10 protein-coding genes are annotated in these 18,014 nt (G+C 53.6%); 2 read left to right on the forward strand and 8 right to left on the reverse strand.

Going from position 1 to position 18,014, the window contains the following annotated elements; translation table 11 throughout:
- Positions 1–1,954 precede the first annotated feature (1,954 nt).
- A complete protein-coding gene (locus tag SH573x_RS27710) occupies positions 1,955–2,569 on the forward strand; it encodes an ECF-type sigma factor (RefSeq protein WP_479351304.1) in 615 nt (204 codons plus the stop codon).
- Entirely contained in the window at positions 2,562–5,990 is a 3,429-nt protein-coding gene (locus SH573x_RS27715; protein ID WP_479351305.1) for a tetratricopeptide repeat protein, read from the forward strand. The genes SH573x_RS27710 and SH573x_RS27715 overlap by 8 nt, the downstream gene beginning before the upstream one ends.
- Before the next feature lie 151 nt (positions 5,991–6,141).
- Here the strand turns inward: SH573x_RS27715 and SH573x_RS27720 are convergent, their stop codons facing one another.
- The 8 genes from SH573x_RS27720 to SH573x_RS27755 form a co-directional block, all read right to left on the reverse strand.
- Positions 6,142–6,801, reverse strand: coding sequence for a response regulator (locus SH573x_RS27720; protein WP_479351306.1), 660 nt, complete (start codon positions 6,799–6,801; stop codon positions 6,142–6,144).
- Positions 6,801–10,493 carry a CheR family methyltransferase gene (locus tag SH573x_RS27725; RefSeq protein ID WP_479351307.1) on the reverse strand — a complete coding sequence of 1,231 codons (3,693 nt, stop codon included), beginning with the start codon at positions 10,491–10,493 and terminating at the stop codon, positions 6,801–6,803. The genes SH573x_RS27720 and SH573x_RS27725 overlap by 1 nt, the downstream gene beginning before the upstream one ends.
- A gap of 262 nt (positions 10,494–10,755) precedes the next feature.
- Positions 10,756–10,929, reverse strand: a complete 174-nt coding sequence (locus SH573x_RS27730; protein ID WP_479351308.1) for a DUF3309 family protein — start codon at positions 10,927–10,929, stop codon at positions 10,756–10,758.
- 99 nt (positions 10,930–11,028) lie between these two features.
- Positions 11,029–12,222 carry a hybrid sensor histidine kinase/response regulator gene (locus SH573x_RS27735; protein ID WP_479351309.1) on the reverse strand — a complete coding sequence of 398 codons (1,194 nt, stop codon included), beginning with the start codon at positions 12,220–12,222 and terminating at the stop codon, positions 11,029–11,031.
- Positions 12,223–12,530: 308 nt separating this feature from the next.
- Complete coding sequence (locus SH573x_RS27740) at positions 12,531–12,923, reverse strand: hypothetical protein (RefSeq protein ID WP_479351310.1); 393 nt, start codon at positions 12,921–12,923, stop codon at positions 12,531–12,533.
- Positions 12,924–13,192: 269 nt separating this feature from the next.
- Positions 13,193–13,906, reverse strand: a complete 714-nt coding sequence (locus tag SH573x_RS27745; RefSeq protein ID WP_479351311.1) for a CAP domain-containing protein — start codon at positions 13,904–13,906, stop codon at positions 13,193–13,195.
- A gap of 418 nt (positions 13,907–14,324) precedes the next feature.
- Positions 14,325–17,123: a serine/threonine protein kinase gene (locus tag SH573x_RS27750; RefSeq protein ID WP_479351312.1), complete on the reverse strand. Its 2,799-nt coding sequence runs from the start codon at positions 17,121–17,123 to the stop codon at positions 14,325–14,327.
- A gap of 45 nt (positions 17,124–17,168) precedes the next feature.
- Positions 17,169–17,999 carry a hypothetical protein gene (locus tag SH573x_RS27755; RefSeq protein WP_479351313.1) on the reverse strand — a complete coding sequence of 277 codons (831 nt, stop codon included), beginning with the start codon at positions 17,997–17,999 and terminating at the stop codon, positions 17,169–17,171.
- Positions 18,000–18,014 lie beyond the last annotated feature (15 nt).

Raw genomic sequence — 18,014 nt, forward strand, 5'->3', positions numbered from 1 at the left:
TGCAGCGCGGGCTTGTGTTGTTTATGGGCGAACGCGGGCTTGGGTTAGAGGGTGCACCTCGCCGTGATCGTTTAACCCGTAGCCGCCAGGCGAGGCGATCGACGGACTTGATTCCCACGTGAAAGTCTCTGCATTAAGCACGCAAATGCTCAGGTAAACGCGGGCTTGGGTTAGAGGGTTCGCCTCGCTGTGATCGTTTAACCCGTAGCCGCCAGGCGAAGCAATCGAAGGAGTTAGTTCTCCACGTGCATGTCTCTGCATTAAGCACGCAAATGCTCAGGTAAACGCAGACTTCGGTTAGAGGGTGCACCTCGCCATGATCGTTTAACCCGTAGCCGCCAGGCGAGGCGATCGACGGACTTGATTCCCACGTGAAAGTCTCTGCATTAAGCACGCAAATGCTCAGGTAAACGCAGACTTCGGTTAGAGGGTGCACCTCGCCTGGCGGCTACGGGTTAAACGAGATGCTCAGGTAAACGCGGGCTTGGGTTAGAGGGTGCACCTCGCTGTGATCGTTTAACCCGTAGCCGCCAGGCGAGGCAATCGAAGGAGTTAGTTCTCCACGTGCATGTCTCTGGATTGAGCACGCAAATGCTCGGGTAAACGCGGGCTTGGGTTAGAGGGTGCGCCTCGCTGTGATCGTTTAACCCGTAGCCGCCAGGCGAGGCAGTCGAAGGAGTTAGTTCTCCACGCGCATGTCTCTGGATTGAGCACGCAAATGCTCGGGTAAACGCAGACTTCGGTTAGAGGGTGCACCTCGCCGTGATCGTTTAACCCGTAGCCGCCAGGCGAGGCGATCGACGGACTTGATTCCCACGTGAAAGTCTCTGCATTAAGCACGCAAATGCTCAGGTAAACGCAGACTTCGGTTAGAGGGTGCACCTCGCCGTGATCGTTTAACCCGTAGCCGCCAGGCGAGGCGATCGACGGACTTGATTCCCACGTGAAAGTCTCTGCATTAAGCACGCAAATGCTCAGGTAAACGCAGACTTCGGTTAGAGGGTGCACCTCGCCGTGATCGTTTAACCCGTAGCCGCCAGGCGAGGCAATCGAAGGACTTGATTCCCACGTGAAAGTCTCTGCATTAAGCACGCAAATGCTCAGGTAAACGCAGACTTCGGTTAGAGGGTGCACCTCGCTGTGATCGTTTAACCCGTAGCCGCCAGGCGAGGCGATCGAAGGAGTTAGTTCTCCACGCGCATGTCTCTGGATTGAGCACGCAAATGCTCAGGTAAACGCGGGCTTGGGTTAGAGGGTGCGCCTCGCTGTGATCGTTTAACCCGTAGCCGCCAGGCGAGGCGATCGACGGACTTGATTCCCACGTGAAAGTCTCTGCATTAAGCACGCAAATGCTCAGGTAAACGCGGGCTTGGGTTAGAGGGTGCGCCTCGCCGTGATCGTTTAACCCGTAGCCGTCAGGCGAGGCGATCGACGGACTTGATTCCCACGTGAAAGTCTCTGCATTAAGCACGCAAATGCTCAGGTAAACGCAGACTTCGGTTAGAGGGTGCGCCTCGCCTGGCGGCTACGGGTTAAACGAAATGCTCAGGTAAACGCGGGCTTGGGTTAGAGGGTGCACCTCGCCGTGATCGTTTAACCCGTAGCCGCCAGGCGAGGCAATCGAAGGAGTTAGTTCTCCACGCGCATGTCTCTGGATTGAGCACGCAAATGCTCAGGTAAACGCGGGCTTGGGTTAGAGGGTGCACCTCGCCTGGCGGCTACGGGTTAAACGAGATGCTCAGGTAAACGAAACCGCCTGCGTTCGCTCATACGATCCCACCCACAATGGCCAAATCCCTTGTGCTGCTTCGTGGCTGACGCGCCGGGTTGTGATAGTGCGCGGCGATATTGAGCTTTAGAATGGAAGGGGCAGCCTTTACGACCTAGACTAAACTTGCACTCTTGCCCCGTGCCCACTGCTCTTGGAACAAGCTAACCCTGGGAACGGACTATCGTGAGTGAAGATCCGGTGACACTGTGGCTCGATGAACTCCGGAACGCTGACCAAATTGCCGCAGGCAAACTGTGGAACCATTTTGTCAGTCGCATTCAGGGCGTGGCTCGCAAGAAGCTCCGGCAGGACTCGCGTCGTGTCTACGATGAAGAAGACGTCGCGCAGAGTGCGTTTTACAGTATTTGCGATGGAATCGTTTCGGGACGATTTCCGGATCTGCAAGACCGCGATTGTTTGTGGCGGCTGATCTTGGTCATAACCTCGCGCAAAGTAGCTTACCGTCATCGCTATGACAGACAGCAGTGCCGCGACAGCAATCGCAACCATGTTGATCGTGTCTTCATTGAATCCGAAGGAGTCTTGACCACGTCGCTGGTCGATCAAGTGGCATCGCGTGAACCAACGCCGGAAGTAGCGGCTGAGTTTGTGGAAACGTGTGATAGTCTCTTCCGCCGACTCGATGACCCAACTCTTGAACTCGTCGTGGCCATGAAATTGGAAGGGTGTAATGACGTAGAGATCGCAGAGCGATTAGACTGCTCCCGTCGCACCATTCAGCGACGTTTGGAAATCATCCGTCGCCATCTTCAGGCATTGGAGTCAGTGTGTGAGTAGCTCGAACAATTACGCTGCCTTCACCGATGAGCAATTACACGCTATTCATTCAATTAGTGAGAAGTTCGAGGTTGAGCTGCGGCAACATGCCAACGTGCACATTGAAGATTATCTGAAGAATGCCGAAGCAGCGATTCACGCGCCCCTGTTTTGCGAACTGCTAGCCATTGAATTGGAATACCAATATCAACGCCAGCAAACACCCAACTTGTCTGATTATCGACAACGGTTTCCCAAACATCTCGCGGAAATAGATCGCCAGTACGCAGAAGCACAGCAGCATCAAAGCGACGCTGAGAATTCTCCAAGTAACAGGCAAAGCGCACTGGCTAAACTTGGATCCGGGCAGACGTCGGGACAGTTCGCTCCCGGAACGGTCATCGCCGATCGCTATCAACTAATAAAGCTGATTGGTGAAGGCGGCATGGGATCCGTTTACCTGGCTGAACAAGCCGGGCCACTTAAACGCCAGGTGGCCGTCAAGTTAGTCAAGAGCGGCATGGATTCGAAGTCCGTGTTAGCTCGCTTTGATGTTGAGCGTCAAGCTTTGGCATTGATGGACCACCCGAGCATTGCCAGAGTTTTTGATGGGGGCAGTACGCCCAGTGGTCAACCGTTCTTTGTAATGGAATTGGTTGAAGGTCTTTCGATCACTCAATTCTGCGATCAAAAGTGCCTGAACGTACAACAGCGTTTGCAATTGTTTGTCGCGGTCGCCGACGCGGTGCAGCATGCCCACTTGAAAGGGATCATCCACCGAGATTTGAAACCTGCCAATGTTCTGGTGACAGAAGTCGACGGGCGAGCAGTACCTAAAGTCATCGACTTTGGCGTCGCCAAGGCCATCGCACCGAATCTGAACGACTTGAGTGTCGCGGCGACAGCGTTTATCGTCGGCACGCCGGCGTATATGTCACCTGAACAAGCGGATCCAACCTCCAGCGACATTGACACGCGCACCGATGTCTATTCGCTCGGCGTGATTCTTTACGAACTCTTGGTTGGCTCGCCACCTCATGAATCACCCAGCGACCAGGGCAGGGCAGGGGGCGCGGTGGCTGATTTGCTGCGCTTGGTGCGAGATTCCGATTCGCCACGACCAAGTTCGAAGCTCAGCAGCGCTAAAGGGCTGCCCACGATTGCCGCCAATCGAGCGATTGAGCCGAAAAAGCTCGCCCAGCTTCTGCGCAGCGAACTGGATTGGATCGTACTGAAAGCCCTCGATCGCGATCGCAATCGTCGTTATGAAACGGCCAATGCCCTTGCGCGTGATATCCAGCGATACTTGACCGGTGAATTGGTTGAAGCCCAACCGCCTAGCACCAGTTATCGCCTTCGCAAGTTCGCGACTCGCTATCGCAAGCATGTCATCGCAGCTGGACTAATCTTCGCAGCCCTCCTGGCCGGCATTGCGGGCACGGGCTGGGGCATGCTCGAAGCTCGTAACCAAGCGCGGGCTGCTCGGACTGAGTTGGCTGAAAAAGTCGTAGCCCAACAGGAAATGGCTCTGCAGCGCGGCTTTGCGGAAGCCATTGCCGAGTTTGTCGAGCGTGACTTCCTGGCTCTCACCAGCCTCGAGGGCCGCCTCGACTACGACGACGCGGCTGCACCATTGGATAAAGATAGTACGTTGCGTGATTTGCTGGATCGAGCGGCCAAGAAACTTGATCTGCGCAATGACTTGGACCCTCAAGCAGAAGCCAAACTGCGATCAATGATTGGCGGAAGCTATCGTTACTTGGGGGCCTATAAAGAAGCGATCCAGCAACTCGAGCACAGCGTCGCCCTCAGCCAGAATGCTTATGGTACCGCTGACTTCAAGACATTGAACATTCAAGATCGCCTGGCTGACGCCTTGCAGGCAGACGGTCAATATGCCGCTGCCGAAGAAATTTTGAAGGCCAACCTAGTCAAAGAACGGCAATTCTTAGGGAATGATCATGCCCAAACCGTGACCTGTATGCGGTTGCTGGCGCTAAACCACCGTCGCACAGGCCGGGCAACTGCAGCGATCGAACTTCTACAAGCTGCATTGAAGTCTATCAGCGACTCGGCGGGCCCTGAGGCCCACCACACATTGACTACAATGTACGAACTAGCGCTAGCGTACAATGATGCTGACCAGCGAGAACAAGCACTACCGCTGCTGCAACAAACAGTTGAGAAACAGACCTCTGCCTTGGGGCCAGAGCATCCCGACACTCACGCCAGCCTCAGCAAGCTGGCCGACTTCTATCGCACCTCGCAGCAATTTGATAAAGCGCTGCCACTGTTGGAGCAGCATCTGGCTTGGTGTGAAACCAATTATGGCCCTCAGCATCATTCAACAATTAAAGCGATGGGCGGTCTGGCCTCGGGCTATAGAGATTCCGGCCAGGTCGACAAAGCCACCGAAATGTTCGAGCGCCTATTCGAACTAGCCGAGTCAACGCTGGGCGAGCAGCATCCAGACGTCGATAACGCGCGTGGTGATCTGGCCGTGACCTACCGAGCAGCCGGTAAGTTAAATCAGGCGCTACCACTTTTCGAACAGTGCTTGAAGTACCGTCGTGAATCATTGGGCGAGCAGCATCCTTCGACGCTGATTAGCATGACGAACCTGGCTGCCTGTTTGCGCGGACTCGGGCAATTCGATCGCGCTCAAGAATTAAACGAGCAGTGCTTGGCTTCTGCCCTGGAGGTTTTTGGGCCACAACATACCAATACACTCACGATCATGCAGAATTTGGCAGCTGGCTATTGGTCTAAGAAACAGCTCGACAAATCGATCCCACTTTTCGAGAAAGTGCTGGCAGGACGTGAGGCCCGTTTTGGGCGAGCCCATCCCAATACACAAACGGCCATCACCAATCTTGGCGTCAACTATCGCGATGCAGGTCGATTGGACCAGGCCATACCCCTGCTGGAAGAAGCCCACCTCGCCAGCGATAAAATACCTGCCCTCAGCTTTGTGGGCACGGAGTTGCTGGACGCCTACCTGCGGGCTGATCGATCGACCAAGGCTGAAGAGTTATTGAACAAGGTTCTATTAGACACGCGCGCTAAACATCCGGCCGGCAGTTTACCGTTGGCCGGCCAGCTAGCCACCATCGGTCAAATTCTGATTCGTGCCAAGAGTTTCGATCGTGCAGGACCAGTTCTTAGAGAATCGCTACAGATCCGCCAAGAGTTGGAGCCTGACAGTTGGAAGACGCAAGTCATCAAGGCGCGTATGGGCGAGGTACTACTGCGTCAAGACAAACCAACTGAAGCCGAGCCACTATTGACGTCGGCCATCTTGCGCATGCAGCAGATCAGCACGGATTCAGCGCCTCAATCAGCCACTGACTTGACGGAAGCGATTGACATCTTAATTGGCATGTACGAGCAAACCGGCAACACGGCAGAAGTTGCCAAGTGGCAACAAGCAAAGGGGCTCTGACTTGCCCCGCTGGTTCCCAGGCTCTGCCTGGGAACCCACTGCACCGCAGGCTCCGCCTGCGCGCCTCGCGGCGGAGATGGTGCTGCTGCTGTGCACAGGAGGCAGAGCCTCCAAGGCAGTGCGTACCCAGGCAGAGCCTGGGTACGAGGACCTAGTTGTTCTCTAGCAGAAACTGCACGGCTTGTCGGTTCAACTGAGCGGCATTCTTTAGTCCCAGCTTACGTTTAATATTTTCGCGATGCGTATCAATTGTATGGCTGCTGAGCAGCAGATCATTGGCAATGGCACTGCTGGTTTGCCCTTGGCCAATCATGCGAAAGACTTCCAGTTCGCGATCCGTTAGCAAATCGATGGGGTCTTTGGACTCGCCTCGACTACCGAGCGCCTGCGAAACCAAGCGCTGGGTAACTTCCGGACTGACATAACGTTCACCGCGAAGAACCGTGCGGATGGCATCGATCACCTTTTCGCCTGAGTCTTGTTTATTGAGGTAGCCCAGTGCCCCGGCTCGCAGCGCACGTTCGGCGTACAAGGACTCCTGGAATCCTGACGACACAAGCATCTTTATATTTGGATAGCTGGCCTTAACCCGTTTGATCAGCTCGATACCATGTCCACTCTTGAGCGAGATGTCGACGATGATTAGCTGGGGATTTGTTTCCTCGACCAGCACCATGGCTTCATCCTCGGTTGTCGCCTCCCCGCAAACTTCGAGATCCGCGAACGCGGATATTCGTAAGCGCAATCCTTCCCTAACCATCGAATGGTCATCGACAATTAATATTCTGGCTGGCGAAAGTATATTAGACATTAATGGTGCCCCCCACCTTCTCGTAGGACTTCACAACGGACCAAGGTTCCACCCTCGGGACCGTCTTCAATTTGAACGCGGCCACCAATCAAGCTGGCGCGATATTTCATAGTGCGCATGCCCATGCCCGTCGTCGATAGCCTTTCTCGATCATTAGCTTCATGCAATAAACCGACGCCGTTGTCCTTCACTTCCAAGGCAATGCGATCGTCGTGCAACGACAAGAAAATCCATATTTGGGTGGCTGAACCGTGTCGCAGGGCGTTATTGATTGATTCCTGGGCAATGCGATAGAGATGCGTCGCGGTAGTATTATCACCGATAGCGACTTCGCCTTCGTATTGGAATGAGCACTTAATTCCTTTGTGGGAATTGATCGACGATGCCAGTTCTACTAAGGCTGAACGCAAACCTTCAGCATCGATTTGCACTGGCATGATTCCATGAGCCAGATCGCGAACATGTTCATTGGTTTCAGCCAGGCGTTTGGTCAGCAACGCGGCCGTATGCTTGAGCCGCTCAAACTCAGCGTTGCCAAATTGCCAGCGAGAGCCGTTTTCTGTGTCGGACTGATGAGCACTCTGAATCGTTTCCTGAAGTGCATTTGCATAGAGCGAAAGCCCTGTCAGTTCTTGTTGCGTCCCGTCATGCAGTTCGAACCCGATACGACGTTGTTCGTCGGACGCGATCTCGAGCACATGCCGCTGCATTTCCTTGAGACTGGAAATATCTCGCAGAATGCCGGTGAAGAGTCCCAGATGATCAACCTGACTGACAGCCAGGTCTGCGGGAAAAGTACTTCCATCCTTGCGTCGACATACGACTTCACGTCCTATGCCAATGATGTGCGATTCGCCGGTCGTTAGGAATCTGTGGATATAGCCATCGTGTTCTCGGCTGAAGGGCTGCGGCATCAGGATGCTAACATTCTGCCCCACCAACTCCGCACTTGTGTACCCAAAAATCTGCTCTGTGGATTGGTTGACGCTGTCGATAACTCCGCGGTTGTCGATAGTGATAATGGCGTCGGACGCTGTTTTTAGGATCGTTCGAATGCGCTGTTCACTCTGCCGCAGTTCTGCCTCGGTACGATTGCGATCGGTTAGATCAATAAACGTGATCACCACTCCTTCACTGGTGTGTTCGGGAGTGCGAAACGGCAAGATCCGGCGCAAGAAGCATCGGCCGTCTTTGGTGCTGATTTCGGTTTCGGCAGGTCGCTGGGATTGAAGAACCTGCTGACACTCGTCCTGAAGGCTGTAGTCGATGATTTGCGAAGAAAAATCGCGAATATCTCGCCCTTCGTCTGTCGGTAAGAGACTGAACAAAGAGACGGCTGGATGAGTGAAGCGCTTGATTCGCAATTGGTTATCCAAATACAACGCAGCGATTTCAGTACTGGCCATCAAGTTGGTAATCTCGCTGGCTGACTTGTCCAGTTCGCTTACCTTTTCCAGTAACTGACAATTGACCGTACTTAGTTCTTCATTGAGGGACTGCAACTCTTCCTTGGACGACTCCAACTCTTCATTGGACGACTGCAACTCCTCGTTGAAGCTCTCCATCTCCTCAATCGTATTCTGCAGCTCCTCGCGAGTGGATTTGAGCTCGCCTTCCAGCAGTTGGACCAACGACGGATAATCTGCATGTTCACTCAAAGTAGTTGGTAGAGGAACAACAGACTGTGCGGACTGATGGGTATTTGAGCCGACCTGCCGATCTTGCAGTATGACCAATAACAACCCTTCCGATCGGCTGGCATCCGTCACTGGACACGCGTTGATCGTGCAGGCGACATACCCACCATTTCGCTGGACGCGCGCATCATTGTCGGTGATGGTGACCTGTTGACTCATCGCCTGGTGACACGCGGCTCGGAGCCTCGTGCGCAGCCCAGCACGCGCCATGGCTAGAAGATTCTTGGATGGTTCACCGGTTGGAAATTCAAGATAGTCGACCAACGGACCCGACACGTAGAGAACTTCGTAACGCCGATTAATCAACACAGCAGCAGGCAAGTATTCACGCAGGGCACTCTCAGTCAACTCTTTATAAGACTTTCGAGGGGAGGACACCGTCAACTCATGTGTCCTGCTGCGCGGAAGATCGGCCACCTTTTCAATTGGTAAACTAATTGTCGTTAGATTCGCGGGACCGACTCTCCGGTAGATACGCCATTTCTTTGACACTGTTTCAAATAGATTGACTGCTCGTCCAATCGTCTCGGCTGCGCCCAAGAGAAGATGGCCATTCTCAACCAAGGCATAGTGAAATAGGGCAATCAGTTTCTCTTGCATCTCAGGTTCGAGATAGATCAAGAGGTTTCGACAAGAGAGGAGATCAATTTTCGAGAACGGAGCATCGCTGATCACGTTGTGTTTCGAAAATACAATAGAGTCGCGAAGCGGCTTGTTAACCTGGTAGTGTATCTCGTCGGTCCTGACAAAGAATTGCTTCAGGCGCTCGGTCGAGATGTCACTGACAATGCTGGCAGGGTACATGCCGCGTCGCGCAACGTTGATCGACTGCTGATTGATGTCGCTGGCAAAAATCTGAATATTCGGCGGTTTGCCTGCCACTGCGAACGCTTCATGCAGCAGTATGGCAATCGAGTACGCTTCTTCGCCAGTAGCGCAACTAGGCACCCAGACTCGCAGTGGCTTGTCGTCGCTGTGTTTGGCAATCAGGTTGGGGATGAGTTCCTTTTCCAACACCGCAAAAGCTTCGGGCTCGCGGAAGAAAACAGTGACACCGATCAACAGATCCTTGCGCAAGGCGTCGATCTCATTAGGACTACTGTGCAGCAACTCGATGTACTTCGAGAAATCGTCCAGCTGCGCCAAACCCATGCGTCGCTCGATCCGCCGCATAATCATCTTTGGACGATAACTTCGGAAGTCGTACTTGATGCGCGTTCTCATCAATTCCAGAACAGCTTTCAGTTGCTCAATTGCATCGGTGGATGATGAGAGAGGCGGTCGCGATCGATTGACATAGGGTTGTTGTACGTAGCTGAGCAGAGTGTCTGGAATCTGCTCTGGCGCGAGAACGAAGTCAACCAGACCGGTATCGATCGCACTGCGCGGCATTTGGTCAAACTGTGCGGACTCGGGACTCTGCGCGATTGCCAAACCGCCGCAACGTTTAATCTCACGAATTCCTAATGTTCCGTGACTGCCCGTACCGGACAGCACAACTCCGATTGCGCGTTCCTCCAGATCAACGGCCAGCGAACGCAGAAAGAAATCAATAGCGGTCTGGGATCCGATGGGTTCAGGCAAATCGCTTAGTCGCAACTTGCCGTGACGCATGCTCAGGCAGTGATTGGGAGGAATGACGTACACCGAGTTAACTTCGACTTGCAAGCCATCAACGGCTTCCACCACGGGCATCGAAGTTTCTCTGGAAAGCACCGCTACCATGGAGCTTTTATGCTTGGCATCCAGGTGAGGCACTAAGACAAACGCCATGCCACTTTCGACGGGCATGGCCGCAAAGAAGTTGCCGAAGGCTTTCACGCCACCGGCGGATGCAACCATTCCCACCACAGGAAACTGAATGCTCGTCAAAGTCTCAGTCGTACGCCCCGATTCCGCTACCGCATCATCTGAGTTTCCGTCGGCGCCTCCGCTGACCGGCAGTTGGTCGAGATCCATGGGTACCACGTCGTTCGTTTCGAGACGTTTCGCCATATCGTTTACATTTCGTTTCGGGTGAAGGCGCATTGCAAACCGCATCATACCAGAAGTGCACTAAGCCGAGGGCGTTAGCCGGCGTTAGCCCCGGTTGCTGCATCTCGTAGTCGTGAAAGTGCGGGTGTGGCAAACTGCATTCCCTGTGGCAGAATCCACTCGCGATTCTACGGCGTGGTGAGAAGTGACGCGAAAAATGGACTGTTCCAGCAAACCACGCTCGAGTTTGTGGTGAACTAGACGTGTCCACGTGCTTAGGTGCCTAGCGTCGACCGGCGAGTATCAATATGACCAGTACCAATAGAATTACACCCACGAAGCTAAAGCCGCCGCTTGGTCCATAACCCCAGTTTCGACTATGAGACCATCGGGGAAGTGTTCCTATCCCACCCAAGAGAAAAAGTATTAGCAGAACAATCAAAATCGTCTGTAGCATAATTACCTTGATTCATCTTTTTCATCTTTGGATCCTTAGTGCCAGACGGTTCGGATGTCGAATCGCGTGCCGAAATTGCCTGGACCACTTGGGCCGAGTCTACGTGCTTAGCTTTGAAGTAGCGAACTCGTCGATAAGTTCTTGGAGACGCTGAAAATCAACCGGTTTGGTAACGTGCCGATCAAAGCCCGCCTGGAACGCCATTTCTCGATCGGACGATTGTCCGTAGCCGGTCAGAGCGACCAACCACGTGCTATTCAGGTCCGTTCGTTGGCGAATACGACGTGCAAGTTCATAGCCTCCCATGACCGGCATAGTGATATCGGAGAACACCAAGTCAGGTTGAAATGTATCCAACATTTCCAGGGCGATTTCTCCATTCTCTGCAGCTTGCACGTCGTGCCCGAGCTTCTGTAACAACTTAGTCGACACAATTCGCATGGCACGTAAATCGTCAACCACCAATACACGGAAGGACCTCGAAGAGTGGCTAACCGCCTTCTTCAAAGTGGCACTCTCTAAAATCCCGGTCGCTAGCGGCAAGCGTACCGTGAACGCACTGCCACAATTAGAGCCAGCACTTTCCGCATCCACATAGCCGCCGTGAAGTTCGACCAACGTACGAACCAAAGCTAGACCAATTCCCAAGCCCGCAGCGCCACGGCTTTGTGCATCTTCGATTTGAGAGTACATGCAGAAGATGTCCTTCATGCGACCAGCATCGATGCCGATGCCGTCGTCCTGCACGCGAATAATGACCCAGTTATTGGTTACCTCCAGCAGCAAATGAATTTTGCCGCCGCATTTTCCATATTTGGCTGAGTTGTTTAATAGATTGCACACGACCTGGGTTAACCGCCCCAGATCGCCGCAGATGCACGCGGCCTGACTGTTGTCGGTCACTTCCAAAATCATACCATGATCGTTGATCAGAATTTCGGATTCTTCAATGGCCGCTTTGACCACGGTACTTATCATGCAAACTTGCTTATCCAGAAGCAACTTGCCACAACTGATCCGGGAAATATCCAGCAAGTCATCGACCAAGTGAACAATTTGCTCGACTTGACGCGCCATCATGGAACGCACGGTCTCGGCTTCCTCACCTAGCCGCATGAGGGCCAACAGTTGCAGGCCGTTCTTTATCGGCGCCAGCGGATTGCGAAGTTCATGAGCTAAGGTGGCCAAAAACTCGTTTTTGCGTTGATCCATTTCGAAAAACGTGTCTGATCGGTCCGGACCGTCGTCTCGAGTTGCTTCGAGAATCATGGGCTTCGTTGCCGCTATCGCCATAAAAGATTACTCCATAATTCCTTTCGAGTTGCCAGTTGGATCGTCAGCTGCGCTCCATTGTCGGTGTTTGCGCAGCGTTGAAAATCGCAGGATTCCAGTATTGCACCCTGGCGGATTCCACCACCCGTAGCCGAAGTCGCCAGACTTTGGACTTTCGTATCCGAAGTCGCCAGACTTTGGATGCATCACCTTGATTCCATCCAATCTCTGGCGAGATCGGCTACGAGAATCCATCCAATCTCTGGCGAGATCGGCTACGAGATTCCATCCAATCTTTGGCGAGATCGGCTACGAGAATTCGTCCAGGGTCAGCGAAAGCGCCTATTCGAGTAACGCCGCATGGGTGCCGAGTAATTGCGATTCGAACCGTAACCATAGTTTGTAGACGGATAACCTCGATAACCGTAATTTGCGTTAGCTCTACCACTGAGATAGCCAATACCAGGCTGATTATAGACGCCATAGCCACGCTGATATCCGTTGCCATAACCACCGTAGAGTCCATTGCTGTAACGGTTGCCGTAACCATTGCCGTAACCACTGTAAAGTCCGTTACCGTAGCCGAAACCACCAACGCGCACACCACTTCCGTACCCGCCTACTTGTACGCGCACGCCACCGTACTGAGCCTCTGCGAACTGTGCGAAGCCTAGTGAAATCACTGCCAGTGCAGCGATTGCCAACCATCTGTTCCTCATCATTGTGTCTGCCTTAAAAGAGAACGCTCCAATTCAACACATGCATCATTGCGCGCGACGGTCCATGGGGTAATCGGGGGATCGCTGGATCAAGGGTGGTGGATGCAACCACACTGGTTTCACGGCTCCGCCTTTGGAGTGCTGTGGCGCTTGCCACAGCTTTGATGTGATAACCAAACCTGGCCGCAGCCTAGATGAACCGTTGGTGCAGGCTGCGGAAGAGTCAACGCTGATATCAAAGCTGTGGCTGAGGCCACAGCACTCCAAGGTGACTATTGTTTTTCGAGGCCTGCCTGCGAGATAACCAGTTCGGTGGACTCGTTCAATTGCATAGCGGCCGCTTGCTCTTTTAATCGCAGTTTCGTGGGGAAGCAGCGTGTTATCGTTGCCACGCTATGAGCGGGCAATTCAATTTCATCGCTGCTATCGTTCGCTTCCAAGACGAGTGTTCGTGTTTCATCCAACTGATTGCTTACCTTGACTCGAATCGCTGCGGACTTGGGACGACCGAACAATTGAACGGCGTAATATCTCTTCCCATCCGTAGTGGCCACCGCTACGCCGGTTTGAGTAACGAAATCGGCGAGCATATTCTCGCGATGAGAGGGTGAGTCGATCCACCCCTGTACAAAAGCGTCAATCAAGTTCGCTGCGGTTACCTCTCCGGTATTCAGACGATAGGCAATGTTCTCCCGTACGACGCAGTACTCATAGCCCGACTCCGTCGCGCGCTGAGCTGGCGTTGAGCCGTCGGCACGGTGACCGAATTTGTCAGATTCGGCCATGAACTTGGCGAACTTCAAAGCTGTCTCTGCCAGTTCAGCGTTCACTTCGACCGCCGATAGCTCATTCGTCTTGCGAAACGCATTAACGTCTTTGATGATTGCCTGTTTAACTTGTTCGATCAGCGTTTCATCGGCCAACGCAGGCCGAGCGCTTACATTCCAGCAGAGGATTAGCAGCAGTACACAAAGTCCAGGTTTCATGATTTGGCTCGGCAAGCAACTGGTTGTTGGTTCGATTCAAGATGACAAAAAAGGGCGATTGCAACTCGCGCTGCAATCGCCCATCGCTAATAGACTTCTAGCAGACCGCGTTTAGCGATTGCTACTATCTGGCTGTTTTTGTGCTTGGTTTATTTGTTGCGGGGGAACCACATTAACTGTTTCCCCGTTGGCAGATACTTCTAGGGCAATCGATGCTTCTTTGCCGCTGACCTTGCCTTTGCGAGCTAGTACTTCAACGTCATCGCCCTTGGAAAGCTCGAGTGACGATAACCGCTGTTTGGACCCTAGGGGGGTGCAAAATGCGCGCCTCCTTAACCACGATCTTTGGAGTGGTGGGCCTGTGGAGTGCTGTGGCGCTAGCCACAGCACTCCACAGCACTCCACGGTGCGGTATGAATTACTTCGCCTTTTCCATTACCGCTCGCACCTGGTCCGGATAGTGCCGATTTAGCCATGCCAGGTCGCCAGTGGCGAGGTCGAATTGGGTGCCGGCAAGGTTCGACGAAATGGCATCCAAAGTTTCGGGGCGCGCCAACCACTCCAGGGCTTGTTGCGCGTAACTGGCCGATAGTTTGGTCTGCTCCGCTTCGGCGAGAGTCGAGTCTTTCAATGCAGCAGACGCACAGTAGTTCAGTGCGCAGGCCCGATTGTAGGCTAGCGCACCGTCAGAGTCCCGTTGCAACGCTTGCAGGCGAGCTACTGACTGCAAGTGCTGCCCTTCCTTGGCCAAGTCGACTGCCAGCAGGCTATGATTCATCGCGTTGCCATATAGTTGCGGCGCACCATCGACGAGTTTCGAGAACGCCTCGGCCACTGGTACGCCGCTGCGGTCCTGGCGGCGAGCTAAACGCACATGTAAGCCGTAAGCCTCCATCAGCAGGCGCAACTTCCGAAAAGGTTCGGGTTGCAGCGGATCGATAAACTCGTGTTGCCGAGCAATCAGGTCGAGAGCAGCCAGACACACATTCAGGCTTGTGTCATCCAACAATTCCAGCTCGTCGCTAATAAAGAGTTCCGTACAAACCAAGATAACTTCATCTTGCCACTCTAACTGGTCACGGCCCTCATTCAGTGCAAGCAACGAAACTTGCAGCGCCTCCCTCAAGGATTGATTGCATAGCGGCAGATTCATTTGCTTGCGGTATTCTATGGCTGCATTGATCAGGCCCGATACGTAGGCATGCAGATGTTCATCCCCCAGCGTATATTGCTGCCACAGATTCTTGGCCCGCGCTTGCTGCTCTTGTGACTCGCCCACGCGGCCAAGCTGCAGGTAGGCCAGGGCCAGATCCAAATGCAGACTCAATCGCATACCTTGTCGAGTTGTATTGTCTTCATTGTCCGCTAGCTCTTCCAGTAAGCTCAGCGCTTCTTGCCTGGGCTTAAACGATGCTTCTATGTTCCGCTGCCTGGCCAGATACGCACCTTGATTCCAGTAGGCAAAGGCAAGCATCTCGTGGTGCTCGGGCTCGTTCGTCAAATCACTCAACTGTTTCGAGGTAGATATGGCCGCGGACAGGGAGTCAGCAGCCTTGTCCTTGAGCGGCTGTTGAAGTACTTCATACAGGTGAACTCGATCGAGCTGAAAAGCAGCCAGGCTGGCCAATTGGTACTTGTTCAGCGGCTTTGACTTTTTGCTCAAATCGGCAAACGACTGGTCAGCGGCTTTTAAGTGTTCAAGTGCGTCGGTGTGTCGGTCGAGTATGTGTAGCGCGTATGCCATGCGGAAGTTGGCTTCCCCGAGTTCACCTTGGTCCGGGACTGCTCGATCCCCTTCGAGAATCTTGCGGTAGAATGGCACCAAGGGTTCAACGAGTTCGGTCGCTACAAGTTTGTTAGCTTCACTACCGGTGCGCAACCTGGCTAGCGCGCTCAACTGCTGACTGAGCATGGAGCGAGTTTCATTGAGGGCGAGCACTTTACCGGCTCGTTCTTGTCCAATGCGGTAAGTCCGCTCCATAAAGAACAAGGCTATCCCCGCCAGGAAGAGACTGACAGCCAAGGACACAGCATTGCGCCGAGACCACAAAGCCACGCGTCGTACCGGCGAGATGGGCTTGGCCAGTATCGGACGATGCTCTTTCCAGCGTTGCAAATCATCGAATACCTCCTGCGCACTGGCGTAGCGCCGCTCAGGTTGTTTTTCCAAGCACTTCATGACGATGGTTTCGACATCGATTGGAAGATTTCGGCGCAGTGCGCGAAGTGCCGGTGGTTGAGCCTGACAGATACGCTCACCCACTTCGCTGATGTCACCTTGGAAAGGCCTGGCGTCGACCAAGAGTTCGTAGAAGACAATACCCAGACTAAAGATATCGCTGCGAGCATCCACCAGTTGCTGATTGACTTGCTCTGGACTCATGTAAGCTGGTGTGCCGCCCAGGGCCATCGTCAGTGGCTTGTCCCCCTCTTCGACGACGGCTCGTTCCAAGCCGATATCCGCAATCTTGACACTTCCGTCGGTGGCGTTGATAAGAATATTCGACGGCTTGATGTCCAAGTGCAGCACATCTCTAGAATGCAGCGCAGCTAAACCTTGGCACAACTGTTGGATCCACTGGACGACTTGATCCAGCGGCAGCGGCCCGCGACGCAAATAAGCATTTAGAGCCTGGCCCTCGATCAAGTCCATCACCAAGAAACTATAGCCGTCGGCCTCCGCAACTTCGCGAGCTTGAACGACGTTGGGGTGATCGACTTTGCAACTACGACGCGCTTCTTCTAACAGGGCTTGTTCCGGAGAGCTACTCATTACTCCCAGCGAAGTAGCCCGCTTGAGTACCTTTAGCGCGACCTCTCGACCAATTAAACCATCGCGCGCACGGTAGACGTTTCCGAAGCCACCTTCACCGAGTTTGGCCAGTATCTCGTACTTGCCCAGCCGCCTGGGAGTGGACGGATTGGTTGTATCTCCCAATAACGATTCCGCATGCCCTAGCGTATCCAACGAAAACTGGCGCTGAATATTGATCGGTACGCCACCTGTCCGGGTCCGCATCGAGACGTTGACATCAACTGCTTGGTGACTGAGTTCCATCAGCCGTTGATAGTATCCGCTGAGGCCGCCTTCGGCCGTCAACAATTCCTCGGCATGTTGACGGCAACATACGCAGGTCTGCAGGTGCTCGGCAATTGTGCTCACTTCTTCAGCAGGCAATTGCTGCTGAACTAACATCTCGAGTTGTTCCAGACGCATCGTATCGGCACTCGCTAAGCACGTGGACACGTGCTTGTAAAGGGTTTAATGGTCGGCGTGTGGGCAGCTCTCAAACAGCAATTTGACCCCACAAATATTGACGATAAAAGGCAATTCAATCAATTGCGACTGCCCCGGAGCCAGAGCTTCGCCCGAGGCGCTTAGATTGCTAATCTGGGAACTACCATTCTTCAGCCACACCGCTTTAGGATTGAGGACCTGTACGAGCAATTGATTGCGACTGATATTGGTATCCATACGATGCGTAATGACCATGCGTGTTTGGTCGAAAGATTCTAGTACGGACCAATCCGACTTGTCCGTGGTTCTCTGCCGTCCGATGGTCATATGACCGCGGAGTAACGCGTTGAGTGCAGGTTTGTTATGACTACTGGCGCCGCGATGGTCGCTCAGCCGATTCGTAGCAATGGCTTGAACGCGAGCCGGTTCACGCAAGAGTCGGTCTGATATACCAATCCCCCACCGGTGTCGATAAAACTCTACCCCAGGATTGTCACCCCAATGACTGCGAGCCGCTGCTTCGCACTCGACCAGTGCCCGCCATTGCGGATCGTGACTGTCAGGCGATCCCAACAGTTCACAGTAGCCTTCGAGACGTGGAAGTCCTTGGAATTGCTCCCACACGGTGTCAACATTTAACGTGCTCAGTTGCCCCAGCGTTCGATCCCAGTGCTGCCAGGCCAATTCGATATCAATCCCTGCCAAGGCGGCGACAAACGCGCGACTTCGAATTGCAGCTGGGCAGGTGTGCTCTACAAACATCCGCACACCTTGCAGACCCGCCTGTTCCGCCTTCCAATTCTGTTCGAATTGATCGAGAAGTGCCTCGATTTCATTTTCCGTTGGTAAAGTCACTTTTGGTTTTCCAAA

This window comes from Rania fehmarnensis (assembly GCF_056494185.1).